Consider the following 26,481-nt stretch of genomic DNA (forward strand, 5'->3'; position numbering starts at 1 on the left):
TTCCCTCACGCTCCCTGGGCCGTCGTGGGGCCGTCATCGCTCTTCGGGCCGTCCCCGAACACGCGGCTGACGGCCTCCCGCGTGCGCTTCTCGCTGCTCGGCATCAAGTGCGTGTACGTCCGCAGGGTGAAGCCGGGATCGTGGTGTCCCAGGTACTCCGACAGGGCCTTGATGCTCTCCCCCGCGTCCAGCAGCACGGACGCGTAGAAGTGCCTCAGCGCGTGCATGCCGTTCTCGCGCCCGCGCGGCACGCTGGCCGTGTCGAGAGCGGGACGCCAGGCAACCTTGTTGAAGACCACGCGGTTCACCGCGCGTCCCTCGATGTGCGGAAGAGCACGGATGCGGTGACCGGAGGGCCGTCGACCGACCGCCATGGCAGAGACACACCCGTCGGAGGCTGCTGCGCGATGTGCTGCTCAAGCGACCGCGCGACGCTCTCCGGCAACGGGACGGTGCGCGTCTTGCCGCCCCTGGGCAACGCGAACACCTGCCGCCCGGCAAAGAGCTTGACCTGTCGGACCACGTGAACCACGCCCGCGGCGAAGTCGACGTCGTCAACGGCGAGGTCCCGGTGCCTGCAGCCCCAGCGCCCCACCCACGCCGCCCGGCACACCTGCCCGCAGCACGTCGCGCCTTCGATCCGGGCGTTCGCCGTCTCACCCTGATTCATGCTGTCCCAGCTTTGACCAGTGCGTGTAAGCCTTCGAGGTCGCCGCGGGGCAGACACTCGACGAGGAGGTGCGCCTCCTCCAGCGCCTCGCCGTCTAGACTTTCTCCGTCACGCACAGTGAGGAGTCATATGGACAGGGTCACTGAAATGCTGCGTAAACCGTGGCGCCCCCTTGTGCTCGGGGCAGCGCTGATCGTCGTGCTCATCGCGGAGTCGGCTGCGATCGTCGCCCAACAAGAGCAGATCGACGATCTGCAGACGCAGCGCATCGACCTCCAGGGGCACTCCGTCGAGCCCAGCGCCTCCGGTCCGTCCGGCCCCCCTGGTCCGCAAGGTCCCCCCGGCCCGCCAGGCAACGACGGGAAGGATGGGCAGGATGGGCAGGATGGGCGGGATGGGCGGGATGGCCAAGACGGCCCGCCGGGCAAGGACGGGAAGGACGGTCAAGAAGCTGCAGCCGAGCCATCACCGACTGAGACCCAGAGTCGCCGTGGGGAGGCTGACGACAGAGCCCTCCCGGGCAGCTCCGCCGTCATGCACTAGAAGATGTTCAACCCTTCCATGACCGGACGGGGACACTCGCAGTTACAGATGGCGACGGGCGGCGAACTGCAGCAGTGGGTGCTTGTGAGGTAGTCGATCCTGTGGCTGGCCATAAGCCGACGCGCTGCCATGCGGTCGACTCGGGTGGCCGTTGTCTTGTGCCAGCGAACCCGCGAGGTCGCGCTTCGCCGCAATGACGTGCTTCAGCGGCTCCGCGCAGTGATGGACAAACTCGGGGCCTGTGAGGTCGCCACGGGGCAGACACTCGACGAGGAGGTCCGCCTCCTCCAGATCCTCGTCATTTACACTTTCGTCGTCACGCACTGTGAGGAATGATGTGAGCAGTGTAAACGAAGCGCCGCGCAGACCGTGGCACCCCCTTGCGCTCGGCGCCGTGCTGATCGTCGTGCTCATCGCGCAGTCGGCTGCACTCGTCGCCCACCAAATGCAGATCGACGATCTGCAGACACAGCACATCGATCTCCAGGTACACCCCGTCGAGCCCAGTGCCTCCGGTCCGTCCGGCCCCCCTGGTCCGCAAGGCCCCCCCGGCCCGCCAGGCAAGGACGGCAAGCCCGGGCGAGACGGGGAAGACGGTCATAACGGTAGGCATGGTCATAAGGGAAGGAAGGGGAGGGACGGCCAGGACGGGTAAAACGCTGCTGGTACCAGAAGTGGGCCATCGCGTGACACGTCGAAGCCCCCTGGAGGGCTCCGGGGGCCACTGCCACCCTTAGGTGGAGGATCCAGTTGCCTGGTTCCGACCTCGTCCCGGCAGCCCGCCAGGGGGCTCCGTACCGCTCTCGCGGCGCATATGAACAGCACCCCGCCCAAGCCGTGAGTGCGCACTCGCGGGCGCCAATTTCGTCGTCTCCTTATGACCAGCGGCGCTACGCGCGCGGCCTGGTCGACGGCTTTGCTCGGTGTGGTCTCGGTTGCGGTCTCAGTCGCTACACGATCCATCGCTGTCCGTCGTTGTCCGCTGGGGTCCGGCCTCCTTCTGAGCAGGTACGGAGCCCGCTGCGCAGGCGTCCATGGATACCCCCGTACCAAGATCGGACAACTCGTAATGCGTAGAACGCCAGCGTCCTGTGCCTACTGTCGTTCCATCCTTGCTTGGCCTTCTCCCGGGCCGTCTGTGGGCCGTCCGAGGGCGGCCCACCATGACCGACAACGACCAGTGACGCCCACAACCACGCAGCTCTCCGGCATGTTGCGGGCGATGACGCACCCCACCGGAGGGGCGGTTCTATACCGGCGCCACTGATCTGCCTCTGCTGATGCTGATCCGGAACGGCCGATACGAGACGTACGGACCCCCGAGGGGTGTGCGAGGCGAGCGAGGGGGCGCGGTTTACGTCCGCGCGCCCCCCGAATGATCTCCGCGCACCCCTTGTTGCCGTCCCGTAAGGATGCAACGCTGAAGGTCCCCCCACTTGTGAACTTGTGAATCGGCTCACGCAGTCGCTTCACGAAGGAGGTGGCTCCTTTCATGCTCGTCCGTGACGCCATGAGCACGATGGTTCTCACCATCGGCCCCACCCACACGCTGCGCCAGGCGGCCCAGCTGATGTCGGCCCGCCGCATCGGAGCGGCCGTCGTCCTCGACAGCGACACCAGCGGACTCGGCATCCTCACCGAGCGCGACATCCTCAACGCGGTCGGCGCCGGCCAGAACCCCGACTCCGAGACCGCGTCCACCCACACCACCAACGATGTGGTCTTCGCCGCACCCACCTGGACCCTGGAGGAGGCCGCGGAGGCCATGACGCACGGCGGCTTCCGGCATCTGATCGTGCTGGACGACCACGGGCCCGTCGGCATCGTCTCGGTCCGCGACATCATCCGCTGCTGGGCGCCCACCAGGCGTCACCCGGTGGAACTGGTCGGCTGACCTCCCCACGCACATACGCCGGTGGGCCGGCCCCTCGGTGCGAGGGAGCCGGCCCACCGACGTCGTCGGACGCGTCCGTGCCCACTAACCGCGCAGGGCCTGGACCGCTGTCTCCAGCCGCTTGCCGAAGTCGCCGTCCGCCCGGCGGAAGTTGTCGATGGCGCGCTCGGCGATGTCGTCGCGCGAGACCTTGGCGATGAACCCGGCGAGGTTGTCGATCAGCCGGACCTTCTCGTCCTCGGAGTAGAGCCGGTAGAGGTTCCCGGCCTGCACGAAGTCGTCGTCCTCGGCGTGGCGTGGGGCCTCGTGCGTACCGGTCCCACCGCTGACCGTGGTGGCCTCCCACAGCGGCCGGTCGGTCTGGACCGGACCGCCGAAGCTGTTGGGCTCGTAGTTCTTCGCACCCTTGTGCCGGCCGTCGTACAGGTAGCCGTCACGGCTGTTGGTCCGTGCCTCGGTGGCGTGCGGGCGGTTCACCGGCAGGTGGTCGGCGTTGATACCCACGCGGTAACGGTGCGCGTCGCCGTACGCGAAGAGGCGCCCCTGGAGCATCTTGTCCGGGGACGGGCCGATGCCCGGCACGAAGTGCGCGGGGCTGAAGATCGACTGTTCGACCTCGGCGAAGATGTTCTCCGGGTTGCGGTTGAGCTCCAGCTTCCCGATCTCGATCGGCGGGTAGTCCGCGTGCGGCCACACCTTGGTGAGGTCGAACGGGTTGAAGCGGTAGCCGGCCGCGTCTGCCGCGGGCATGATCTGGACCTGCACCGTCCAGGACGGGAAGTCGCCGCGCTCGATCGCCTCGCGCAGGTCGCGCTGGTGGCTGTCCGGGTCCTCGCCGGCGAGCTTGTTGGCCTCCGCCTGGGTCAGGTTCTTGATTCCCTGGTCCGTCTTGAAGTGGTACTTGACCCAGAAGACCTCGCCGGCCTCGTTGTTCCACTGGTACGTGTGCGAGCCGTACCCGTTCATGTGACGCAGTGTGGCGGGGATGCCGCGGTCACCGAAGAGCCAGGTCACCTGGTGGGTCGACTCGGGCGACAGACCCCAGAAGTCCCAGACGTTGTCCGCCTCCTGCGAGCCGGTGTACGGGTCGCGCTTCTGGGTGTGGATGAAGTCCGGGAACTTGATGGCGTCCTTGATGAAGAAAACCGGGGTGTTGTTGCCGACGAGGTCGTAGTTGCCCTCCTCGGTGTAGAACTTCAGCGCGAAGCCGCGGGGGTCGCGCACCGCGTCGGCGGAGCCGAGATTGCCGGCGACAGTGGAGAAGCGCAGGAACGTCTCCGTCTGCTTGCCGACCTCCGAGAGGAATTTCGCACGCGTCCACTGCGAGACGTCGTGGGTCAGCGTGAAGGTGCCGTACGCACCGGCGCCGCGGGCGTGCACGATGCGCTCCGGAATGCGCTCACGGTTGAAGTGCGCGAGCTTCTCCAGCAGCGACTGGTCCTGCACCAGGACCGGACCGCCGGCGCCCGCGGTCTGGCTGTTCTGGTTGTCGGCGACCGGTGCGCCGGCCTCCGTGGTGAGCGGTCCCTGTGTCACGTGCGCCTCCTGCGTCGTTCCTGCACATCGTCATGTCCTGACGCCTGCACAGCCTGTCCCTTGGCGTATGCCGAACTCGATCCTACAATGGACCAAGTCCAAGTCAAGGTGCCATCCAAAGTCACACCTGTTCGGAGCCAGGCTCCCCCACTGTTAGGCTTGCCCTTATGAGTGACCTGCTGGAACGACTGCGCGGACGTGGCTGGCGCATGACTGCGCAGCGGCGCGTCGTGGCCGAGGTCCTCGACGGAGAACATGTGCACCTGACGGCCGACGAGGTGCACGCCCGCGCCGTCGCCAAGCTGCCGGAGATATCCCGCGCCACCGTCTACAACACCCTCGGCGAGATGGTGACGCTCGGCGAGGTCATCGAGGTCTCCACCGACCGCCGGGCGAAGCGCTACGACCCGAACGCACACCGCCCGCACCACCACCTGGTCTGCGCCCGGTGCGGCGCGATCCGTGACGTGCACCCGGCGGGCGATCCACTGGCGGACCTGCCGGCGGAGGAGCGGTTCGGCTTCACCGTCTCCGGCGTCGAGGTGACGTACCGCGGCATCTGCCCGAACTGCGCCGCGACCGCCTGAGGCGGAACGAAGGGCCCGGCGCGAGTGACACTCGCGCCGGGCCCTTCGGCGTCGCACCCGACCGGAACCGGGGCGGACCCGCACGCCGGAGGCATCCGCACCGATCCGCTCCGCGCGCACCCTCTTCCCGAATCTGACGGGTCGTCATGTCGTCGGCGGCGATCGTGTCCGCCCCGCGGCGGATCCACACCTCGACCGCGCGAGGAGAGACCCGTGGGAGATCCGCACCCGACCGCATCTTCACCCGCACCCCCGCCCCCACGCTCCGGGCCCAGGCGCTCACCCGGCATGTGCTGCTGCCCGCCTCGCTGCCCGCGGTGCTGGTCGGCGCACGGATCGCGGCGGGCGTGGCCGTCCTGGTCATCGTCGCGTCCGAGCAGATCGCGGCGGCCGACGGGCTCGGCCATCTGATCTTCGACTCCCGGGCTCTGTTCCGGAACGACGTGATGTTCGTCGGCACCGTCTGCGTGGCGGTGCTCGGCGTCGTCTTCTCCGAAGCGGTGCGGATCGCCGGACGGCTGCTCACCCCGTGGGCCCCGCGCGACCGCGGCCGCAGCCAGTCGTGAACGGCACCCCGCCTGCTCCACCGAGCTCTTCGTACGGAGGCACCGTGCGTACTCGTACCCCTCTCACCTGCACCGTCGCGCTCGTGGCTGCTCGCCGCGGCGGGCTGCGCCACGAACGATCCCGGCAGCGGTGGCGCCGACGCCGCGCCACGCACCGTCGAGCCCGTCGCGGGCAGCTGGACCGACCCCGCCGATCTGGCGGCCGACCGCGAACCGGCGCGCTGCGACAAGGGCGCGCCCGCCCCTCGGCCACTGGCGAAGAAGCGGAAGATCACCGTCGTCACCGGCACCCTGAGCGCGGAGTACGTCGCTCCGCTCCAGGTCGCCGCGGCGAAGGGCGAGTTCGCCAAGGAGGGCCTGGACGTCGAACTGAAGGTGCTTCCCACCCCGGACGCCCTGCCGCTGCTCGCCAAGGGCGATGTCGACGCGCAGGGGGCGGCGCCCGAGACGGCCGTGATGAACGGCATCAACGGCGGCTTCGACATCAAGTGGGTGGCGGGGAACTTCTCCCCCGACCCACTTCCAAGAGCGGCCTCTGGGTGCGTCTCAAGGACGGTGAGAGCGCCGATCACGTCACCATGGCGGGCCGGAGAATGGGCACGATGATCGGCAAGGGCTCGGTCATCGCGTATCCGATGGACAGCTCGCTGAAGAAGCACGGCGGCGGTCTCGACCGAATCAGCTTCCAGCAGCTCGGCTCCGCGGACGTGCTGACCGCCCTGCGCAACGGGGGCGTGGACTCCGCCTGGCTGCTCGACCCGGTCTGGCGCAAGGTGGACGGCGACAAGCGGTACGCGTTCCTGGGCGGGCAGCCGGCCGGCGAACTGCTCTTCGGGCCGAAACTGCTGACCGAGGACCCGGACGCGGGCGTCGCCTTTCTCCGCGCCTATATCCGGACGGTGAACACCTACTTCGCCGGGGACTACAAGTCCGATCCCGCGTTCGTGACGGAACTGGCGAAGCTGATGAAGATCGACGAGGCGACGCTGCTGTCGACGCCGTCGCTGCGGATGGACTGGGAGATCCGGAAGGGTACGACGGACCGGCTGCAGCAGGCCTACACCGACGCGGGCGTCTCGGAAGGCAGGCCGCCGATACCGGAGGAGAAAGCCGTCGACCGGGCGATGTACGGGGAGGCGGTGGGCCACAGGCTCTGACCGGCGCCCCTGCGGCAGGCACGGACGCCGGCATGCACAGAAGGCCGGATCCTCGAAAGGATCCGGCCTTCTGTCTTCAGTAGCGGGGACAGGATTTGAACCTGCGACCTCTGGGTTATGAGCCCAGCGAGCTACCGAGCTGCTCCACCCCGCGTCGGTGAACACAACATTACGTGACGCCCCGGACCAGCGCAAATCCGTTTCCCGGGGCCGTGGGACGCGGCACCGCAGGCCGGTCGGCCCCGTGTCGCGCCCCACCCGCACCGCTACGCCGTCAGTTCCTGGTGCAGTGCCTCGCGGAGCCGGGCGGCCCGCTCCGCCACCTCCGCTGGGCCCAGCTCGACCGCCCGCGCACACCAGCGCTGCCCCTCGGTGAGCTCACCGCGGCGGGCGGCGAGCAGGGCGAGGCGCAGTGCGGCCCGGCCATGGCCGTCGTTGGCCGCGCGGCTCCACCACAGCGCGGCCTCGCGCTCGCTGCCCTCGCGGGCGAGGAGCAGACCGAGGTTGAAGGCACCGTTGCGGCTGCCCGACTCGGCCGCCTCGCGGTACCAGCGCGCGGCGTTCCCCAGATCGCCGCGGGCCGCCGCGAGCATCCCGACGCGCACCTGGGCGCGGCGGTGCCCCTGCTCGGCGGCCCTCTCGTACCAGGCCTCGCACTCGGTCTTCTCCGGCGTCGGCTCGCCGAGCGCCGGCGGCCCCGGCGGCGGCTGACGCGCGTCCAGCACCCCGGCCAGCCGGAAGGCCGCCTCGGCGCTGCCACCGCCCGCGGCGCAGCGCAGATGGCGTTCGGCCTCCTGCTCCTCGCCGTGATGCAGCAGGGCCATGCCGACCTGGAGGGCGGCCTCGGTGTGCCCGGCGGCCGCGGCACGCTCGTACCAGCTCAGGGCCGCCCGGTCCTCGTCGCGCCCGGCGTGCAGGATGCCGAGATTGAAGGCGGCGTCGACGCTGCCCGCCTCGGCGGCCTTGGAGAACCAGGGCTCCGCGCCGGTCGCGTCGCCCGCCTGGAGCAGCAGGACGGCCAGTGCGTTGGCGGCCTCGCGGTGACCGGCGTACGCGGCTCGGCGGTACCACTGCTCGGCCTGCGGCGTACGGTCCTGGGCGGCGCAGAGCAGCCCCAGGTTGTACGCACCGTTGACGTCGCCCGCGTCCATGGCGGCGCGGTACCAGCGCTCAGCGGTCTGCGGCTCGCCGCGCGCGGCGTGCAGGGCGCCCAGGGCGTTGGCGGCGTTCCCGTCGCCCTCCTGGGCGGCGCGCAGCCACCACACGGCCGCACTCTCCTCGTCGCCCGCGTCGCGCAGCAGGAAGCCGAGCGCGCAGGCGGCCCGGGCCTCGCCGGCCTTGGCGGAGGTGAGGTACCAGCGGCCGGCCTCCTTGAGCTCGCCGCGCTGTTCGAGGATGGCGCCGAGGTGCAGGGCGGCGCGGCGGTGGCCGCGCGCGGCGGCCTGCCGGTACCACTGCTCGGCCTCTCCGACGCGCCCGGCGTCGGGGCCCGCCACGGGCCCGTCGTCCTTGCGCCCGCTCGCGCGGCGCGCGACGGGTGCCCCGGTCCTGGCTCCTGCGCCGTCGGAGGCGCCCCCGGCCGCGGGCAGGGCCGCTCCCGTTCCGGCGTCCGCGCCGGGGCGGCCGAAAGCGTCGTGCGGGTCGTCGGTGGCCTTGCGCTCCAGGGTGCGCGCCAGGCGGTACGCGGCCTCCCGGTGCCCCTGCTCGGCGGCAGCGCGCAGCCAGCGCTCGGCACCGACGTCGCCGCGGTGTTCCAGGAGGTCGGCGAGGGCGTACGCGCCCAGCGCATGGCCCTGTTCGGCGGACTGGCGCAGCCAGTACTCGGCGCCGGGCTCGTCGCCGCGCTCGCGGTAGTGGCGCCCCAGCGCGTGCGCCGCGGCGGCGGAACCGGCGACGGCCGCGATGCGCCACCAGCCGGCCGCCTCGTCGGCGTAGCCGCGCTGGTGGAGGAGGACGCCCAGGTTGTTGGCCGCGGCCCGGTCGCCGTCGGCGGTGGCTGCGCGCAGGTAGGGCTCGGCGCCACTCAGATCGCCCCGGCGCAGCAGCAGCGCACCGAGGACGCTCATCGACGCGGTGTCACCGGCATCGGCGGCTCGACGGTACCGCGCCTCGCTCTCGGCGCTCTCGGTGCTCTCGGTACCCGCTGCGGTCCCGGCGTCCGTCGTGGCATCGATCCCGGCGCCGGCGCTCGCGGAGGGCTCAGCGCCCCCCGTGATCCCCTCGTTCTCTACGGCCTGGGCCGCCGCGGCATCGCTTTCGACATCTGCGGCAAAAGCCGCATCTGCCATGTTCCCCATCCGATGGACGCGCCGCTGCACAAACCGCCCTGTCTCCAACAGAGTTGCCCTGTCCCCCATAAATACCATCGTCGCACCACCTGTAACCCGCGTACACCTGGTATATCGCGGCCAGTGAGGTCACTTCAGCGTTTTGTCGACATGCCCACAGAGAGATAAGTCAAACACGTCCGGGCTCAACTCGTGCCCTGCGAACCGCACTTCAGGCCCTCCGCGTAAGAAAGTCTCCGGGACACGACGAAGGCCCGGATCCTCGAAAGGATCCGGGCCTTGGTCTTTCAGTAGCGGGGACAGGATTTGAACCTGCGACCTCTGGGTTATGAGCCCAGCGAGCTACCGAGCTGCTCCACCCCGCGTCGTTGTGTTCAAACCGTACCACGACGCGGGGGTGGTGCTTTACCGGTCCCTACCGGGTCCTACCAGCTGCAACCGTCCCTGCCGGCTGGTGCGACCCATCACTCAGCTGCCCTTCTCCGTCTTGGGCTGGGCCGCCGCCGCACGCTGCAGGGCGTCCTGCAGATCCGCCTGGGCCTTGCCGTAGGCGGTCCAGTCCTGCTTCTTCAGGGCCGCCTCGCCTTCCGCATAGGCCTTCTGCGCATCCGCGATCGCCTGCTTCAGCGCCGCGTCACCGGTGGCCGGTGGCTTCGTGGTGTCGCCCGGCGGCCGGGTGGTCTCCGCCGGCGGCTCCGTGGTGCCGGAGTCCTCCACCCCGAAGACCGAGTTGAGCGCCTCGCCGAGGCTGTTCTCGAAGACGGTCTTCGATCCGTACGAGGCGGCGACCTTGCGCAGCAGCGGGTAGTTCTGCGTGCCACCACGCGTGTACACCGGCTCGATGTAGAGGAAGCCCCCGTCCAGCGGCACGGTCAGCAGGTTGCCGTACTCGATGTCGGAGTCGGTGCCCTTGAGGTTTCTCACGAACTCGGCGACATCGTCGTTGCCGTTGAGCTCGCTCTGCACCTGGCCCGGGCCCTTCACCGTAGTGGTGACTCTCAACAGCCTTATCGTGCCGTAGTCCTTGCTGGCCGCATCCGCGTCCACCGCCATGAACGCCCCGAGGTCGGGCCGCCCCTTCGGGGTGAACGTGGTGGTCAGCGAGAATTTCTGGGCCGTCTGGTCCGGCATCTTTATGCTCAGGTAGTACGGCGGGACAGCACCGGACTCCTTGTTGGTCGGGTCGTCCGGGACCTGCCACGCGTCACTGCCGCTGTAGAACTGCGCGGGGTTGGTGACGTGGTAGCGGGTGAGCAGCTCGCGCTGCACCTTGAACAGGTCCTGCGGGTACCGCAGGTGGTCCATCAGATCCTGCGGGATGTCGGCCCGCGGCTCCACCGTCCCCGGGAACGCCTTGCGCCAGGTCTTGAGGACCGGGTCCTCGGTGTCCCACTCGTACAGCTTGACCTTGCCGTCGTACGCGTCGACGGTGGCCTTCACCGAGTTGCGGATGTAGTTGACCTGGTTCTGCTGGGCGACGACCGCACGCTGGTTGGTGGTCAGCGAGTCGGCCGTGGTGTCACCGAGCGTCGTACGCGAGGCGTACGGGTACCCGTTGGTGGTGGTGTAGGCGTCGACCACCCACTGGATGCGGTGGTTCACCACGGCCGGATAGGCGTCGCCGTCGATGGTCAGCCACGGGGCGACCGCCTCGACGCGCTCCTTGGGCGTGCGGTTGTAGAGAATCCGCGAGCCCTCGCCGATGGCCCCCGAGTAGAGGATCTGCGGCTCGCTGAACGACACCGCGTACGCGGCACGGTTGAAGGCGTTGGAGAGGCTGACCCCGCTGTTGCCCTGGTAGCTGGTGGTCCGCTCGCCGTCCTCCTCGTAGTCGAGCTCCTTCTGGGGCCCGCCGACGATGGAGTACTGCTCCGTCTTCTCGCCGTAGTAGATCTGCTGCTGGTACGAGCCGAGTTCGCCGGTGGTCGGCAGACCTGATTCGGTGAAGTCCGGGGAGCCCTTCGGGTTCTTGCCCGTCGTGGTACCCCGGGCGGCGATGGCGCCGTAGCCGTGCGTGTACGTGAAGTGGTCGTTGATCCAGTTGCGCTTGGGGATGCCGTCCAGGTTGAGCTCGCGCAGACCGATGATCGTGTCCTGGTCCTTGCCGGCGGCGTCCTTGTAGCGGTCGACGTCCAGCGTCTTGGGGAACTGGTAGTAGTTCCTCTTCTGCTGGAGCTGCTGGAAGGCCGGGGACACGACGTTGGGGTCCATCACCCGGTAGCTCGCCGCTTCGTCCGCGGAGGCACGCAGCTTCGCGTCGTCCGTCGTGGTGCTCTTGCCCGTGTAGTCGTCCACCTGCGCGTCATCGATGTCGTACGCGTCACGCGTCGCGTCGATGTTCTTGCGGATGAACGGGGCCTCCTTGGCCTGCTCGTTCGGCTGGACCTGGAACTTCTGCACGATCGCCGGGTACAGCCCGCCGATCAGGATCGCCGAGAGCACCATCAGGCCGAAGCCGATCATCGGGAGCTGCCAGGTGCGGCGCCACAGCGTCGCGAAGAACAGCACGGCGCAGATCGCGGCGATGCAGAACAGGATCGTCTTGGCCGGCAGGTACGCGTTGGCGTCGACGTACCTCAGGCCCGTCCAGTTGTCCGTCGCCTTGAAGTCGCTGGACTTCACCGCGAGGCCGTACCGGTCGAGCCAGTACGCCACGGCCTTCAGCGAGACGAAGACGCCGAGCAGCACCGACAGATGGCCGGTGGCCGCGCCGGTCGCCCGCGCGCCGGGACTGGTGATGCGGAGTCCGCCGTACAGGTAGTGGGTCAGCGCGGCGGCGATCAGCGCGAGCACCGTGGCCGCGAAGCCGAAGCCGAGCAGGAATCGGTACCACGGCAGGTTGAAGGCGTAGAAGGACACATCCAGGTGGAACTGGGGGTCCTTCTGCCCGAACGGCACGCCGTTCACGTACATCAGCCAGGTACGCCACTGGCCCGAGGCGGACGCTCCGGCGATCAGTCCGACGAGCGCGGTGATCGCGAGCAGCACCCACTTCTTGTACGGGGCGAGGCTCATGCGGTAGCGGTCCAGGCTCTGCTGCTCCAGCGACATCGCGCTCAGCGGCGGCCGGAGCCGGTGCGCGAGCCAGATGTTCACACCGACGGCGATCGCCATCAGCAGTCCGAAGACGAGGAACAGCCCGATCTTGGTCCACAGGGTGGTGGTGAAGACGGACGAATACGCAACCGACCGGTACCAGAGCCAGTCCGTCCAGAACCCGGCGAACATGACGAACGCCATGGCGAGAACCGCCAGGACGCCCAGTGTCATGAGCAGGGTACGGGCGCGCCGGGACGGGCGGCCGACTCTGATCCGTGGCCCGGTCGGGCCTCCGCCGCGGTCCGGCATCTGGAAAGCCAACGTGCGCACCTCGAAGTTCGCGGTCGTGTGAAGCGGGCCCAGCGATCGTAGAGCCCACCTATGCAACTTACTGAGGCTTTACCTAGTTCCCGATCCCGGGGCGGAAGGAGGCAGGATATTGAGCATGCCCAACGTTTCCCCTTCAGGCCCTCCGATGGCCGCGAGCCCCCTCACCGTCGCCGTGCTCGAAATCGACGAGTACGCCGCCGGCCTCGGCTGGGACCAGCCGGCCCGACTCTTCGCGCTCGTCGACACCGCCAAGCTGCGCGTCCAGGAGCCCGGCCTCGCCGCCCAGCTCGGTCTCGACAGCCCCGATTCGAAGGCCCCCGCACTCACCCCCATCGAGCAGGAGGAGCTTCCCCGCGGAAAGGCGCTGGACGAGTTCCTCGCCACGATCGCCTGGCCCGACGCGGTGGCCGGCTGCGCCATGACGGTGGAGCGCCTGATGCTGCCGCCGTCCGCCGAGTCCTCCGTACCGGAGGGGCTCAGTGACGCACAGCTGACCAAGTGGGTCGCCAAGCACCCCGACCGGCAGGAGGTGCGGATGACCGTGGCCGTCCTGCGGGACGGTGCCCGGGAGTCGGCCGTACGACTCCGGGAGAAGGACTCCCCGACCGAGGTGCTGACCGGCGCCGGCCTGGTGCCGGGGCTCGCCGAGGCGCTGGCCGCCACATTCGAGTCCTGACCGGATCGAACCGCACCGCCCGTTCCGCCCGCCGGGGCGGCGCGGTCAGCCTGCCGAGCAGCTCGGCAGGCCGGCCGTGTCGCCCGTGCGGATCTTCTCCAGCGACTGCTTCGCGTCGTCGATCGTCTTCACCTTCACCAGGGTGAGCCCGCTGGGGGTGTCGGACGCGGCGGCCTTGCAGTTGTCGGTCGGCGTCAGGAAGTACCTGGCGCCCGCGTTGCGCGCGCCGACCAATTTCATGTTGATACCGCCGATCGGGCCGACCTTGCCCTGGTCGTCGATGGTGCCGGTGCCCGCGACGAACTTGCCGCCGGTCAGCTGCCCGGGTGTCAGCTTGTCGACGATGCCCAGGGAGAACATCAGGCCCGCGCTCGGGCCGCCCACATCGGCGAGCTTGATGTCGATCCGGAACGGGAACGTGTGGTCCGTCCCGGCCTGGATCCCGACGATCGCCCGGTTCTGCTCGGGCGCCTTCTTCGTCGTGATGGTGATCTTCCGGCTGCCCTCGGGCTCCTTGCCGGCCTTCTCGGCCGCGGCCGCCGTCTTCGCGGGGATCACCGTGAAGGTGACGTTCTGCCCGGGCTTGCGCTGGGTGACGAGCTTCGCGACGTCCTCGGGCTGCTTGACCGCCGTACTGTCGACCGCCTTGATCACGTCACCGGCATGCAGCTTCCCCTGCGCGGGGCTGTCCTTGATCACCGTGGAGACCACGACGCGCGAGGTGACCGGGATGCCCAGCTCGTCCAGGGCGGCGACCTTGGCGCTCTCCTGGGACTGGCTGAACTCCTCGGCGTTCTCCTGCGTCGACTGCTCCTCGGTCTTGCCGTTCGGGTACAGCGTGTCGTGCGGCACGACCACGCTGTCGTGGGCCAGCCAGCCGTAGACGGCCTCGACGAGGTTCATGGTGTAGTCGGCGCCGGTGACTCGGACCGTCGTCATGTTGAGGTTGCCGGACGTCTTGTACGTCGGGTGCCCGGAGATCTGCAGAACCGGTTCGCCGTCGACCTTGCCGAGGGTGTTCACGGTCGGCCCGGGAGACATCTCCGAATACGGCACGGTGATCATCACGCCTGCGCAGAGGAGCGCGATGAGGATCAGCGTGGAGGCGAGCATCGTCGCGGTGCGGCGTGGCATGGAACGACAGTACGGGAAGGGTCTGTCAGTGCACCGCCGGGGCCGGTCCGTACGGGGCGGAGGGCCGGGCGTCGTGCTGTGCCGGGTGGCGGGGCCGCCGGGATCCGGATCGGCGACTGCGGATGTTTCGGTGCTGCGTCAGGCGGCGTCGGAACCGGAATCCGATCGCTCCATCGCTTCGCGGAACCGGGCGTATCCGGCAAGTTCGGTGACATCACCGGCTGTGCGATTACGGGCGGCCCAGGTTGCCCATATCGCAGCGCCGATAGCAGCAAAAAGCGGAATCAACAGCCAGGCGAGTGCTGCCATGACGACCTCCCTACCCCATGAGCGACCGCAACTGACCGATCAGCAGATTAACCATCTGCAGAAACAACGCTCATGGCAGGGGTGCGGTTACGCAAATCGGGGCGGATCACGGCCGGACGGGTTTGCGCTCAGCAGGCGCCGACCCACTCCTCCGTGCCGTCGGAAAACCGCTGGTGCTTCCAGATCGGGACCTCGTGCTTGAGGTCGTCGATGAGCCTGCGGCACGCCTCGAAGGCCTCCGCGCGGTGCGGGCAGGAGACGGCGACGACCACAGCCGTGTCGCCCACCTCCAGTTCACCCACTCGGTGGACTGCGGCCAGCGCCCGGACCGGGAAGTCGGCGACGACCTTCTCGGCCACCCGGCGCAACTCGTCCTGCGCCGACGGATGGCAGGAGTAGCCCAGCGCACCGACGTCCTGGCCGCCGTCGTGATTGCGGACCGTGCCGACGAAAAGCGCCGTGCCGCCCGCGGCGTCGTCCCCGACGACGCGGAAGATCTCGTCGACGGACAGCGGTGTGTCCCGGATCTCCAGCAGCCGGATCGGGTCCTGCGCCGCCTGCTCGCCGGGGTGGTCGTGGGTGGATGCCATGGCGTCCATGGTGCCGTACCGCGCCGACATCGCGGAATAGCGCCTTTCACCGGCGGGCTGCCGACCGCCTTGGAGCCTTCTGCAGCCGGTGGCACCGCCCGGACCTGTCTCAGATGCGACGGCGGGCCTTGCGGGCGCGGCGGACCAGAGCAGCGGTGCCGAGCAGCGCGACGGTCGCACCGGCGGCGCCGGCGGCGGTGGCGTCCTTGCGGCCGAGCCTGCGTCCGGCGACGGTGTGGCGGCCCTCGACCTCTTCGAGGAGCGCGGCGAGCACTTCCTCGTTGGTCCACCCGGGGCGCCAGCCCGCATCGTGCAGCCGGCTCACGCTGACCACCCAGGGGTGCATCGTGTAGGCGAGGTCTCCGGCCGGGGACGGGGTGAGGCCGATCCGGTGCAGCCTGGCGGCGGCGCCCAGGGCGACCGCGGAGGGCAGTTCCATCCGGCGCACGCCGCTGAGCTCCTCGACCTCCTCCTGCTCCAGCCAGCCGTCGCAGCCCACCGCGAACTCTCCGTCGATCTTCTCCAGGGCGGCGTACTCCAGGGCCGTCACCAGGTCCTCGACATGGCAGAACTGCCAGGTGGGGCGCGATCCGGCGACCACCAGGAGGCGCGGGGACTCGAAGTAGCGGGTGAGCGCCGTGTCCGTGCCGCCGACCAGGACGGTGGGGCGGACCACGGTGACATTGAGGCCGGGGTGGGCGCGGGGTGCGCGGCGCCCCAGCCGCTCGATCTCCAGGAGGTCGCCGACGCCGGTGGCCTCCGCGGTGGCACGCAGCTCGGCGTCCTCGGAGAGGGGAATGTCGTTGTCGGGAAGCGCCCCGTAGACCATCGCGGAGGTGCAGAGCACGACGCGGTGGACCCCGACGGCCGCGGCGGCGGTCAGCACGGTCTGGGTGCCGCGGACGTTGTACGCCGTGCGGGCGGCGGGGTCCGTCTCCAGGTCGAGATCGAGTGCCAGATGGACGACCACGTCTGCGCCGCGCAGCTTCTCGGCGATGGCGGGGTCACGTACGTCGAGGATGTGCCAGGTCGCCTCGGAGACCTCGCCTCGCCGCTCGTCGATGGCGATGACCTGCTTGACCTCCTCGGAAGCCGCGAGGCGCGCGGTGAGCAGCTCACCGACGCCGGTCGCGGCGCCGGTGACCGCGACGACGGGACCGCGGTTCTTGGAGCTGCTCTTCGAGGGCTTGCTCTCGGGCGAAGGGTCGGCCAGGTTTCGCGCTGCGCGAACCTGAGGATCTGGGGAACTCACCGGGCGTCTCCAGCGGTTGTCTTCAGTACGTACCCGAATGACGCGTACGTACCAGGTGGCGTCCATCCTGCCGCAGGCCGGGAGCCGGCGGAGCACTGAGGCCCCGAGCGGGCCAGGTGTCTACGCTGGATGGTGATGTCGGGCAGTCGCCGTCGGTTCGAGCCGGCGGCCCTACGAGCCGAGGAAACCCGTGAGTGACACCCCATTCGGATTCGGCCTTCCGCCGGAGGAGCCGGAGAACGGCGACGAGGGCAAGAAGAAGGACCCCACCGGAGGTGGGCAGGGTTCGGGCGGGCCGGCGAACCCGTTCGGCTTCGGGCCGGGCGCGGGCGGGGACAATCCGTTCGCGGCGATGTTCGGATCGATGAACCCGAACGACCTGGGAGCCGCCTTCCAGCAGCTCGGCCAGATGCTGAGCTACGAGGGCGGTCCCGTGAACTGGGACATGGCCAAGCAGATCGCCCGCCAGACGGTCGCCCAGGGCACCCCGGACGGCACGAAGGACGCGAGCGTGGGTTCTTCGGAGCGGGCCTCGGTCGACGAAGCCCTGCGGCTGGCCGATCTCTGGCTGGACGGCGTGACGTCCCTGCCCTCCGGTTCCGTCTCGACCGTGGCATGGAGCCGTGCCGAGTGGGTCGAGGCGTCCCTCCCCGCCTGGCAGAAGCTGGTCGATCCGGTGGCCGAGCGTGTCGGCCTGGCCATGGGCGACGTGCTGCCCGAGGAGATGCAGGCGATGGCGGGCCCGCTGATCGGCATGATGCGGTCGATGGGCGGTGCCATGTTCGGCCAGCAGATCGGGCAGGCCGTGGGCGTGCTGGCGGGCGAGGTCGTCGGCTCGACCGATATCGGGCTGCCGCTGGGCCCGGCCGGCAAGGCCGCTCTCCTTCCGCTGAACGTCGAGAGGTTCGGCAAGGACCTGAGCGTGCCGCAGGACGAGGTGCGGCTGTACCTGGCCCTGCGTGAGGCCGCCCACCAGCGGCTCTTCGCCCATGTGCCGTGGCTGCGCTCACACCTGTTCGGCGCGGTCGAGGGGTATGCGCGCGGCATCAAGGTCGACACCAGCAAGCTGGAGGACGTGGTCGGCCAGTTCGACCCGTCGCAGCCCGAGCAGCTGCAGGACGCCCTTCAGCAGGGCATGTTCCAGCCGGAGGACACCCCGGAGCAGAAGGCCGCTCTGGCCAGGCTGGAGACGGCTCTCGCGCTGGTCGAGGGCTGGGTCGACGCAGTGGTCCACGAGGCCGCGAAGTCCCGGCTGACCTCGGCGGACGCACTGCGCGAGACGATGCGCAGGCGGCGCGCCTCGGGCGGTCCGGCCGAGCAGACCTTTGCCACGCTGATCGGCCTCCAGCTGCGGCCGCGGCGGCTGCGGGACGCCTCGCGGCTGTGGGCGTCGCTCACGGACGCGCGTGGCCTCGACGGGCGCGACGCGCTCTGGGCGCACCCGGACATGCTGCCGACGGCCGGCGACCTGGACGACCCGGACGGGTTCGTGCACCACGAGCAGCTGGACTTCTCCGAGCTGGACAAGATGCTCGGCGAGGCGGCGAAGGGGTCCCAGACGCCCTCCCAGACGCCCTCCCAGACGCCCACGGACGAGCAGAGCGACGCCGGCGACAAGGGCGACGGAACCGGCAAGGGCGACACCGACGGCAAGGGCGACACCGACCAGTGAACCTGTACGACGACGCACTCCTCGTACTGAAGCGGTACGAGGACCCCGCGGACCCGGACACGGACCAGGAGCAGCTGCGCCGGGTCTATCTCGACCATCTGGCGCGGCACCCGGACGGCATGTGGAAGGCCTGCGAGGCGGGACATCTGACGGCCAGCGCGCTGGTCGTCGATCCGGAACGCGGCCGGGTTCTGCTGACGCTGCACCGGAAGCTGCAGATGTGGCTGCAGCTGGGCGGTCACTGCGAGCCGGACGACGCCACGCTGGCGGCTGCCGCGCTGCGCGAGGCCACCGAGGAGTCAGGCATCAGCGGTCTGACACTGCTGTCGGGCGGTCCGGTGGCACTGGACCGGCATCCGATCCCGGCGCCCTGCCACTGGCATCTGGATGTGCAGTACGCGGCGCTTGCACCGCACGGCGCCACGGCGCAGATCAGCGACGAGTCGCTGGACCTGCGCTGGTTCACGTACGACGAAGTGGCCGAGGTGGCCGATGCCTCGGTCGTACGGCTGATGGCACGTACGCGCGCGGCGCTGGACGGCGGCTGGTAGCGGCGAGTGACCTCGACGGGTGAGGGGCGCCCTCCCAGGAGGGCGCCCCTCACCCGTTTCCGTGGGGCTTGTCCGTGCGGTGCGGCTCAGTTCCAGGCGTTGTTCTGGTTCTGGCCGTGCGCTCCCTGCGCGCCCATGCCGTACTGGGCGCGTACACCCTGACCGATCTGGGCGTTCTGCGGCGGCAGCACCTCGCTCGGCTGGACCAGGGCGAAGCCCTGTCCGAGGAAGCTGAGCTCCCAGCCCTCGCCGGTGTTGCCGCGCCGCCGCCAGACCCCGGAGGAGTGCGTCTGGGCCTGCATCTGCACCCGCAGCGAGCTGGACCAGGCGACGATCGCATCGGCGTCGACGTTGACGTACTTGTCGGGCGTCACCTGCATCATCAGCGGCTGGCCCGAGGTCATCAGGGCGACCTTGCCGGTGCCGGAGATGTTGAGCTGGTACTTGCCGGTGCCCGAGATGCCGTACTGGCTGTCCACGGCGATGACCTCGGCGTGCAGCGACGAGTCGAGCGCCAGGACATAGGCGCTGTCCACCGTCATGCCGTCGTGGTCCACGTCCACGACGTGGACGTACTGCGCCAGATTGGCGAGGTAGACGGTCCCCTGCCCCGAGCAGCGCATCAGGTCGAGGCCCTCACCGGTCCTCGCGCGGGCGCGGCGCTGCCCCTGCGACTGGTACTCGCCGTCGAACTCCATCAGCCCCTGGTAGGCGACCATCGCGCCCTTGCGGGCGAGGACGTCGTCACGGCCGGTCAGCGACACCCGCAGGAGCTGCGGGTTCTGCAGGGTGTACCGGTCCTGGGACTGCTGTTCCGTGTGGTTGAAAAGCGGACTCTGCATGGTGTGTACTCCCTCCCCCTCAGTTCCGGACCCGCAGGCGGTCCGTACTGTCCTCACTCGGCTGGACGACGACGATGCCCTGGCCGGAGAACGCCATCTGGTACGCCTCGCCGCTTCCGCGCCCGATGAGCGAGGAGGCCTTGAAGCTGCGCTTGCCCTTCACCTTGAGGTTCGGGGACCACGCCACAAGGGCGTCCGGGTCGACGTAGGTCTCGTCCTCGCCGCGTCCGCAGTCGACGACGATCGGCGTGCCGCGTGAGGTGATGGCAACCCAGCCGGTACCGGAGATGCAGACGTTCCACAGGCCCTGGCCGGCGAACTTGGCCAGCCCCTTGACCCGCTCCACACCCCAGGTGAGGTGGCCGTCGAAGGCCAGGACGTTGGTGCCGTTGACCGAGAGGGAGTCGTTGTTGAGATTGATGACGACCACATCGGCGCCGTAGTCCGCGAGGTACAGCAGTCCGTCACCGGCGCACTTCATCAGGGGCGCGCCCTCGCCGGTGATCCACTGGGAGGCGATCTGGCGGACCGCGGGCGGATTGGGTTCGTACTGGATGAAGCCCTCGTACGACACCATCGAGCCGGTACGTGCGTAAAGGTCCTGGCCGGTGGCCATGGCGACCTTGAGCATCGAGTGGCCGTGGTTCTCCATACGGGCCGTGACGGGGGTCGGGGCGAAGCCCGCGAGTTGCTGGTTCATGACGGGCTCCCTCAGACCTCGTAGGGCTGGACGACGATGAAGTTGCCGGGCGCTCCCCGGAACTGCAGGTTCACGGTCTCTCCGCTGTGCCCGGGATACGCGTTGCGACGCAGCCGGACCTGGCTGGAGATGATCACCTGGGACGCCGACGACCAGGCCACGATGGCGTTGCAGTCGGCGAATGTGGTCGGCGTGACCGGCAGCACGACGGGAACGCCGTGCGTCTTGACGACGACCGTGCCGGTGCCCTGGAACTGCATGGTGAACAGGGCGCCACCGGGGATGCCGTGCCCCTCGATCCGGCGGACCTCGTACTGCAGCGACTCGTCGAAGGCGAGGACGCTCTCCGCCGAGACGCAGATGCCGTCGCCCTGGAGCTCGATGGGGTGCAGGTGGGCGGCGTCCTCGGCGAGGAAGACCTGGCCCCGGCCGGTGCACCGCATCAGCTGCATTTCCTGTCCGGTGGCGTTTCCGACCACGCGGCCGGCGAAACCGGCACCCTTGTAGCCGAAGTCGACCTTGCCCTGGTACATCACCATGGAGCCCTGGCGGGCGAGCACGGGCGTGCCGCCCATGGTGAGGTCGACTCGCATCAGCTGCTGGTTCTGCGGGGTCCAACGCTGGCCGGTGGCCGTCTCCTTGTACGGCTGGAGCGCGGCCTGCAGACCGGCACCGGACTGCGGCGCGCCCTGCGGTACGCCCTGGGGCATGCCGGGGGGCTGCTGCCCGAACGGGGCGGGAGCCTGCTGACCGTACGGGGCGGGAGCCTGCTGGCCGTAGGGGGCGGCGGGCACCGGCTGGCCGGGGACCTGTCCGAACTGCGGCTGCTGGGGCGGCTGCCCGTACGGAGCCGGTGCGGGCGCGGGCGGTGGAACGGTGCCGCCCTGCGGCATCATCGGAGCCGCGATCGTCGGCGCCGCATGCATCTGCTGCTGCGGTGCCGGAGCCTGGCCGGCCGGAGCCCCGAAGGACGGTGCAGGCTGCGGAACTTGGGGGGCGGCCGGAGCTCCGAAGGACGGTGCCGGGGCGGCTGGCTGCGCGGGCGGGGCGAACGACGGGGCGGCTGCCTGCGGCTGCGGCGCGGCGGGCGCCTCCTCGGCGACCTCACCGCCGAAGTTCTTCAGCAGCGCGTCGAGGCCGCCGTCGAAGCCCTGGCCGACGGCAGCGAACCGCCAGACGTCCTTCAGGTAGAAGTCGCCCAGCATCACCGCGCGCTCGGTGGTGAACTCTGAGCCGGTGAAGGCGTACCTGACGACTTCCTCGCCGCCCGCGACGATCCGGATGTACCCCGGGCCGACCTGGGACATCTGCCCCGCGCCGTCGACGGTCGCCGTGAAGGAGAGTTTGTGGATGTTCGCCGGAATGCGGTCCAGCGTGACGCGGAACGACTCGGTGTCACCGGCCTGGGCGCCGAGGAGCTGAATGGACTCCTCGGGCGATTTCGGCTGGTTGAAGAAGATGAAATACCGGTCGTCGGAGAGCTGCTCATTGGCATCGAGACCGAAGCAGCTGATGTCAAAGGTCAGCCCCGGGCCGGCGATCTGCACACCTACGTACAGGTCCGTCCCCGGCGTGAGATCACTGATCTTGGCCTTGTGGCCGCGTTGGAATTCCCTGGCCATGCGTAACGACCGTCCCCCATCCCGAATATGAATGCGTCGCGCCAGGCTAGCCGCAAAATCCGACATTGGGCCAAGTCGGTACACACCCGGTACAGAACCACCGCGCGTCACTCACTGCGGGCGGCCGGCAGATGCGGCAGCCGGTCGGCCGCCACCACCCCTTCGAGGTAGCCACGGGCCCGCTCGGTCCGCGGGTACGCCTCCAGCAGCCGCCAGAAGCGCGGACCGTGACCAGGGACCAGCAGATGCGCCAGTTCATGGACGAGCACGTAGTCGACGACGTACTCGGGCATGCCCTGCAGCCGGTGCGACAGGCGGATGCTGCCCTCCGCCGGAGTGCACGAACCCCATCGGGTGTTCTGATTGGTCACCCAGCGAACGGACGCCGGTCTGGCCCGGCCGTTGAAATACTGGGCGGACAACCGCTCGGCCCGCTCCGCCAGTTCACTGTCCCCGAGGATCCGCTTGCTCTCCTGAGCGGCCAGTTTGTCGAGCATCACGCTCACCCAGCGCCGCTCCTCCGCCTCCGACATCCGGGCGGGGATCAGCACGATGGTTCGGTCGCCCTCCCGGTACGCGGAGACCGTTCTGCTGCGCCGGGCGCTCCTGCGGACCTCGACCGCGCTCGTCACCGGGACGCGGGGCGGATGGCTGGCCGCGCTGCGCTGATGATCTCCGGCGCTGCGCGCGGGGGTCTCCCCGGCGAAGCCGGGTGACAGGTCGGCGGGCACGGCACGACGTTACCCGGTGCCGGCAGGGGAAGTCCCGCCCCCTGGGCTGTTGATGCTTGATCCACTCCACGGCATGCACCATTTGAACGACTAATGCCCCCGCCTGTGGACAACTTTCTGCACGTTTCGAGGCCGGACTGCATTCTGGCAACGGATCAAGCGGAGCTCCGCACGAAGGACACCGACCGGGGGAAACCATGCATCCGATGCTGAAGCCCGCGCTGCGCCGCGCCTGGCGCGGCAGGAACACCGTGCAATTCGGAGTGACACGCGCTCACGCTGTGAAGCTCGGCCCGGTGGATATCGCCACGGGCAGTTTCCTGGAACTTCTCGACGGAACGCGCGGACTGCCGCTGCTGCGCGAAGAGGCACGGGCGCTGAATCTGTCGGCCCCTCAGGTGGACACACTGGTACGGCGCTTGGCGGACGCAGGGCTGATCGACGATGTGCGGGCGGGCGGCCCGGAAGCCGATGCCCTGCGGAACCGGACCGACGTCCTGGAGCGGCAGCGCCCCGACCTCGCGTCGCTCTCGGTCGTCCATCCCGAACCGGGCGGCGGACTGCGCCGGCTGGCGGCCCGCCGCTCGATGCGGGTCCAGGTGCGAGGCGCGGGCCGGGTCGGTGCCGCAATCGCCGCGGTGCTGTCCGGGTCCGGAGTGGGCCGGGTCGAGGTTCTGGACGGCGGGCTCGCCGAGCCCTCGGACGTCACACCCGGCGGACTCCCGGCGACAGCGGTCGGAGAGCGCAGGGACACCGCAGCCCGGCAGTTGGTGCGCCGATCGGCCGTCGGCCCTGCGCCGCGGGCGACGGAGACCGCGGCGGCCGGCACCCGAGGAAGTGGCGTCCCGGCACTCGGCGATTCGGCGAACGGCGGGCCCGGGCTGTCCCTGGTCGTCGTCGCCCCCCGGGACGGTCTCGCGGTGTACGCCCCCGACCCGCGCACCGCCGAAACCTGGATCGCCTCCGGCATCCCTCACCTCTATGCCGGGGTGATCGAAGCCACGGGCGTGGTCGGCCCCTTGGTTCTCCCCGGGGGCACGGCCTGCGCGGGATGCCTGGCGCTGACCCGTGCGGACCGCGATCCGCAGTGGCCGCGGATGCTCGCACAGTGGCGGTCCGGTCGGCGCAACGCGGTCCAGGCGTGCGATCTGGGGCTCGCCACGGCGGTGGCGGGTTTGGCGGCAGCCCATGCACTGGCGTTTCTGGACGGCGAACTGCCCGCCACCACCGGGGCCCGGTGGGAGGCTGCTCTGCCGCTGCTGGACTGGCGGTCGGAGCAGATCGGGGCTCACCTGCGCTGTTCCTGCGGTGCGGGTGGGCACACTGAGGGGGAGCGCACCTCGGTGCTCGACGCGGCGCACGACACAATGGCCGGGTAACCGCCGCACGCGGCACAGCAGTCTGGGATTTGGAGGGGCGCATGTCTGATCTTCCCCGGAAAGCGGTCACCCGCACCGCCAAGCTGGCTGCGCTGCCACTCGGCTTCGCCGGCCGTGCCACGTGGGGCCTCGGCAAGCGGATCGGCGGCAGGTCCGCGGAGATAGTCGCCCGTGAGCTCCAACAGCGGACGGCGGACCAGCTGTTCAAAACGCTGGGGGAGCTGAAGGGCGGCGCCATGAAGCTCGGCCAGGCCCTGTCCGTCTTCGAGTCGGCGCTGCCCGAGGAGGTCGCCGGTCCCTATCGGGCGGCGCTCACCAAGCTGCAGGAAGCCGCACCTCCCATGCCGACCCGCACGGTCCACACGGTGCTGGAGGAGCGGCTCGGTGAGGACTGGCGGGAGCTGTTCCTCGAATTCGAGGACAAGCCCTCGGCCGCCGCCTCGATCGGGCAGGTGCACCGGGCGGTCTGGCACGACGGACGCGACGTCGCGGTGAAGGTGCAGTACCCGGGCGCTGGGGAGGCCCTGCTCTCGGATCTGACCCAGCTCAGTCGTTTCGCCCGGCTGCTCGGCCCGCTGATCCCCGGGATGGACATCAAACCGCTCATCACGGAGCTGCGTGACCGGGTGTCGGAGGAGCTGGACTACGAGCTGGAGGCACGGTCGCAGCGGGAGCACGCCGAGGAGTTCGCGGGCGATCGCGATGTGGTGATTCCCGATGTGGTGCACCAGTCCGATCAGGTGCTGGTGACGGAGTGGATCGAGGGGGTTCCGCTCTCCGAGGTGATCACCGGGGGCACACAGGAGCAGCGGGACCGGGCGGGCCAGCTGCTGGCACGTTTCCTGTTCTCCGGCCCGGCGCGCACGGGCCTGCTGCACGCGGACCCGCATCCGGGCAACTTCCGGCTGCTCCCCGCGGACAAGGAGGACGGCGAGGCCGGGCAGTGGCGGCTCGGGGTGCTGGACTTCGGCACGGTGGACCGGCTGCCGGGCGGTCTGCCGCAGCCCATCGGGGACTCGTTGCGGCTGACACTGGAAGGTGACGCGGAAGCGGTGTACGCACTGCTGCGCGAGGAGGGATTCGTCAAGGAGTCGATCGCTCTCGACCCGGAGGCGGTACTCGACTATCTGCTGCCGATCATCGAACCGGCGCAGGTGGAGGAGTTCACCTTCACCCGGAGCTGGATGCGCAATCAGGCGGCCCGGATAGCGGATCCCCGCTCCCCTGCCCATCAGCTGGGCAAGCAGCTGAATCTGCCACCCGCCTATCTGCTCATACACCGGGTGACGCTGAGCACGATCGGGGTGCTGTGCCAGCTGGGTGCGAAAGTGAGGCTGCGGGACGAACTGGAGTCCTGGGTGCCGGGGTTCATGCCGGTCGAGGAGGCGACGGCCGAGGAGGCGACGGCCGAGAAGCTTCCCGGGCAGGGGCAGCTGGTGGGAGACGCGGCGACCGAGGCATAGGCTCTTTCGTTCGGATCAGACCGGATCAGGGAGCGGCCCGCCGCGGAGCGGCTGATGACACCGTGGTGCGTGCAGCTGCAAGGCGGAGGAAGGAGCCCACGCGGAGCGCATGGGGTCTCCCCTGCTCGAGCGAAGCCGAGAGCTCGGGGATGACTGACGACAACGCGGCGGATGCGCGTGCCCGACCCCGCGAGCCCAGCATGATCCAAACGAGAGGCCCCAGGCGGGGATCCGAGTGCGGGGACCGGGCCCGGCCGGGCCCGTCACCACCAGACCGAGTCGAGGCGGCCCTCGATCGCCCTGATGTGGAGGCGGGCACAGTCGTCACAGAAGTACTGGCGTCTGCCGTTCTCCACGGAGCAGACCCAGGTCGGCGGCGCGTAGTCGCTGTCGGCGGCGGCGCCGCACCGGGAACACACCACGGCACCGGCGCCCGGTTGTGCGGGGTGATGAGTCTCCTCGTCCACCACGTGACGATAACTCCGTCCCCACCGCGCGGCGCGGCACCACACAGCACGACCGCGGGGCCGGCCCGTTCGGACCGGCCCCGCGGAAGGGGTACTGACTGCTGTCTGGCAGAGCGGCTGCCCGACAACGGGTGCTGCGCTGGTGGGGCCTGACTAGTGCATGACCGCCATGGCCAGCGCGCGGCGGGCGCGCATCGAAGCGCGCTCCGCCCGGCGCTGCATCCGCCGGGCCGAGACCAGGCGCACGGCCCGGCGCTCGGCGTCGGCTTCCCTCAGGCGGTCGTGCATATGCGCACGAGCCAGGGCTTCTGGGATGAGTTGCATTTCGCGGGTCCTGTTCTGACGCGAGTCGTTCGCGCCGATGGTCGTGGCGTTCGGTGTTGCGGAGCCGATGGGCTCATGTGTGGGGACGGACATTGGTGCCTGATTCCGGGGGTCGTGGGTTCGGGGACGGTCGATGGTTCCGATGCGCTTCATGGGTTT

The 26,481-nt window shown here is 69.7% G+C and carries 24 protein-coding genes, 2 tRNA genes and 2 pseudogenes; 9 read left to right on the forward strand and 19 right to left on the reverse strand.

Going from position 1 to position 26,481, the window contains the following annotated elements; all coding sequences use genetic code 11:
* Positions 1–5 precede the first annotated feature (5 nt).
* The 4 genes from OG878_RS14420 to OG878_RS14435 all read right to left on the reverse strand — a co-directional run bounded on the left by OG878_RS14420 (position 6) and on the right by OG878_RS14435 (position 1,706).
* Positions 6–308 (reverse strand): tyrosine-type recombinase/integrase, encoded by a 303-nt coding sequence (locus OG878_RS14420; protein ID WP_328887174.1) that lies wholly within the window; start codon positions 306–308, stop codon positions 6–8.
* A complete protein-coding gene (locus tag OG878_RS14425; protein WP_328887175.1) occupies positions 305–670 on the reverse strand; it encodes a hypothetical protein in 366 nt (121 codons plus the stop codon). Before OG878_RS14425 ends, OG878_RS14420 begins: the two co-directional genes overlap by 4 nt.
* 585 nt (positions 671–1,255) lie before the next feature.
* Positions 1,256–1,537, reverse strand: coding sequence for a hypothetical protein (locus tag OG878_RS14430; protein ID WP_328887176.1), 282 nt, complete (start codon positions 1,535–1,537; stop codon positions 1,256–1,258).
* Positions 1,530–1,706, reverse strand: a complete 177-nt coding sequence (locus OG878_RS14435; RefSeq protein ID WP_328887177.1) for a hypothetical protein — start codon at positions 1,704–1,706, stop codon at positions 1,530–1,532. Before OG878_RS14435 ends, OG878_RS14430 begins: the two co-directional genes overlap by 8 nt.
* A gap of 999 nt (positions 1,707–2,705) precedes the next feature.
* Between OG878_RS14435 and OG878_RS14440 the strand changes: the two genes are divergently transcribed.
* Entirely contained in the window at positions 2,706–3,107 is a 402-nt protein-coding gene (locus OG878_RS14440) for a CBS domain-containing protein (RefSeq protein WP_277328276.1), read from the forward strand.
* 84 nt (positions 3,108–3,191) lie between these two features.
* Here OG878_RS14440 and OG878_RS14445 read toward each other — a convergent pair whose 3' ends face one another.
* On the reverse strand, positions 3,192–4,643 hold the full coding sequence (locus OG878_RS14445; RefSeq protein WP_328887178.1) for a catalase: 1,452 nt from the start codon (positions 4,641–4,643) through the stop codon (positions 3,192–3,194).
* Between the two features lie 167 nt (positions 4,644–4,810).
* Between OG878_RS14445 and OG878_RS14450 the strand changes: the two genes are divergently transcribed.
* The 3 genes and pseudogenes from OG878_RS14450 to OG878_RS14460 all read left to right on the forward strand — a co-directional run bounded on the left by OG878_RS14450 (position 4,811) and on the right by OG878_RS14460 (position 6,953).
* Complete coding sequence (locus tag OG878_RS14450) at positions 4,811–5,230, forward strand: Fur family transcriptional regulator (protein ID WP_328887179.1); 420 nt, start codon at positions 4,811–4,813, stop codon at positions 5,228–5,230.
* Positions 5,231–5,514: 284 nt separating this feature from the next.
* Positions 5,515–5,796, forward strand: a pseudogene (locus tag OG878_RS14455) (ABC transporter permease); the annotation flags it as partial.
* An 87-nt stretch (positions 5,797–5,883) separates the two neighbouring features.
* Positions 5,884–6,953: pseudogene (locus OG878_RS14460) on the forward strand (ABC transporter substrate-binding protein).
* An 80-nt stretch (positions 6,954–7,033) separates the two neighbouring features.
* Here OG878_RS14460 and OG878_RS14465 read toward each other — a convergent pair.
* The 4 genes from OG878_RS14465 to OG878_RS14480 all read right to left on the reverse strand — a co-directional run bounded on the left by OG878_RS14465 (position 7,034) and on the right by OG878_RS14480 (position 12,511).
* Positions 7,034–7,107 (reverse strand) — tRNA-Met (locus tag OG878_RS14465).
* A 112-nt stretch (positions 7,108–7,219) separates the two neighbouring features.
* The gene (locus OG878_RS14470; protein ID WP_328887180.1) at positions 7,220–9,319 is read right to left on the reverse strand and encodes a tetratricopeptide repeat protein; all 2,100 of its coding nucleotides are present in this window, start codon (positions 9,317–9,319) and stop codon (positions 7,220–7,222) included.
* Between the two features lie 213 nt (positions 9,320–9,532).
* Positions 9,533–9,606 (reverse strand) — tRNA-Met (locus OG878_RS14475).
* Positions 9,607–9,709: 103 nt separating this feature from the next.
* Complete coding sequence (locus tag OG878_RS14480) at positions 9,710–12,511, reverse strand: UPF0182 family membrane protein (protein WP_443049108.1); 2,802 nt, start codon at positions 12,509–12,511, stop codon at positions 9,710–9,712.
* A 214-nt stretch (positions 12,512–12,725) separates the two neighbouring features.
* Between OG878_RS14480 and OG878_RS14485 the strand changes: the two genes are divergently transcribed.
* Positions 12,726–13,286, forward strand: coding sequence for a PPA1309 family protein (locus OG878_RS14485; RefSeq protein WP_328887181.1), 561 nt, complete (start codon positions 12,726–12,728; stop codon positions 13,284–13,286).
* Positions 13,287–13,331: 45 nt separating this feature from the next.
* Here the strand turns inward: OG878_RS14485 and OG878_RS14490 are convergent, their stop codons facing one another.
* From OG878_RS14490 to OG878_RS14505, 4 genes are all read right to left on the reverse strand, one after another.
* Positions 13,332–14,420 (reverse strand): YlbL family protein, encoded by a 1,089-nt coding sequence (locus tag OG878_RS14490; RefSeq protein WP_328887182.1) that lies wholly within the window; start codon positions 14,418–14,420, stop codon positions 13,332–13,334.
* 138 nt (positions 14,421–14,558) lie between these two features.
* A complete protein-coding gene (locus OG878_RS14495; protein WP_328887183.1) occupies positions 14,559–14,729 on the reverse strand; it encodes a hypothetical protein in 171 nt (56 codons plus the stop codon).
* Between the two features lie 128 nt (positions 14,730–14,857).
* Positions 14,858–15,319, reverse strand: coding sequence for a molybdenum cofactor biosynthesis protein MoaE (locus tag OG878_RS14500; RefSeq protein WP_328887184.1), 462 nt, complete (start codon positions 15,317–15,319; stop codon positions 14,858–14,860).
* Positions 15,320–15,428: 109 nt separating this feature from the next.
* On the reverse strand, positions 15,429–16,571 hold the full coding sequence (locus tag OG878_RS14505) for an SDR family oxidoreductase (RefSeq protein WP_328887185.1): 1,143 nt from the start codon (positions 16,569–16,571) through the stop codon (positions 15,429–15,431).
* Between the two features lie 190 nt (positions 16,572–16,761).
* On the opposite strand from OG878_RS14505, the gene OG878_RS14510 reads away from it, so the two are divergent.
* On the forward strand, positions 16,762–18,243 hold the full coding sequence (locus tag OG878_RS14510) for a zinc-dependent metalloprotease (RefSeq protein WP_328887186.1): 1,482 nt from the start codon (positions 16,762–16,764) through the stop codon (positions 18,241–18,243).
* Positions 18,240–18,794 (forward strand): NUDIX hydrolase, encoded by a 555-nt coding sequence (locus OG878_RS14515; RefSeq protein WP_328887187.1) that lies wholly within the window; start codon positions 18,240–18,242, stop codon positions 18,792–18,794. Before OG878_RS14510 ends, OG878_RS14515 begins: the two co-directional genes overlap by 4 nt.
* A gap of 86 nt (positions 18,795–18,880) precedes the next feature.
* Here OG878_RS14515 and OG878_RS14520 read toward each other — a convergent pair whose 3' ends face one another.
* The 4 genes from OG878_RS14520 to OG878_RS14535 form a co-directional block, all read right to left on the reverse strand.
* Complete coding sequence (locus tag OG878_RS14520; protein ID WP_328887188.1) at positions 18,881–19,636, reverse strand: AIM24 family protein; 756 nt, start codon at positions 19,634–19,636, stop codon at positions 18,881–18,883.
* Between the two features lie 19 nt (positions 19,637–19,655).
* Complete coding sequence (locus OG878_RS14525) at positions 19,656–20,336, reverse strand: AIM24 family protein (RefSeq protein ID WP_328887189.1); 681 nt, start codon at positions 20,334–20,336, stop codon at positions 19,656–19,658.
* 11 nt (positions 20,337–20,347) lie between these two features.
* Positions 20,348–21,958, reverse strand: a complete 1,611-nt coding sequence (locus tag OG878_RS14530; RefSeq protein WP_328887190.1) for a TerD family protein — start codon at positions 21,956–21,958, stop codon at positions 20,348–20,350.
* A gap of 107 nt (positions 21,959–22,065) precedes the next feature.
* Positions 22,066–22,689, reverse strand: coding sequence for a M48 metallopeptidase family protein (locus OG878_RS14535; protein WP_328887191.1), 624 nt, complete (start codon positions 22,687–22,689; stop codon positions 22,066–22,068).
* Between the two features lie 197 nt (positions 22,690–22,886).
* Here OG878_RS14535 and OG878_RS14540 point away from each other — a divergent pair, with 197 nt between their 5' ends.
* Positions 22,887–24,068, forward strand: a complete 1,182-nt coding sequence (locus OG878_RS14540) for a ThiF family adenylyltransferase (RefSeq protein WP_328887192.1) — start codon at positions 22,887–22,889, stop codon at positions 24,066–24,068.
* A gap of 41 nt (positions 24,069–24,109) precedes the next feature.
* On the forward strand, positions 24,110–25,531 hold the full coding sequence (locus tag OG878_RS14545; protein WP_328887193.1) for an ABC1 kinase family protein: 1,422 nt from the start codon (positions 24,110–24,112) through the stop codon (positions 25,529–25,531).
* A gap of 263 nt (positions 25,532–25,794) precedes the next feature.
* Here the strand turns inward: OG878_RS14545 and OG878_RS14550 are convergent, their stop codons facing one another.
* Together OG878_RS14550 and OG878_RS14555 are read right to left on the reverse strand one after the other, a co-directional pair.
* The gene (locus OG878_RS14550; RefSeq protein WP_328887194.1) at positions 25,795–25,998 is read right to left on the reverse strand and encodes a hypothetical protein; all 204 of its coding nucleotides are present in this window, start codon (positions 25,996–25,998) and stop codon (positions 25,795–25,797) included.
* Between the two features lie 153 nt (positions 25,999–26,151).
* Positions 26,152–26,475, reverse strand: a complete 324-nt coding sequence (locus OG878_RS14555; protein WP_328891241.1) for a hypothetical protein — start codon at positions 26,473–26,475, stop codon at positions 26,152–26,154.
* Between the last annotated feature and the right edge of the window lie 6 nt (positions 26,476–26,481).

Source organism: Streptomyces sp. NBC_00316 (assembly GCF_036158715.1).
In the GTDB taxonomy this organism is placed as follows: Bacteria; Actinomycetota; Actinomycetes; order Streptomycetales; family Streptomycetaceae; genus Streptomyces.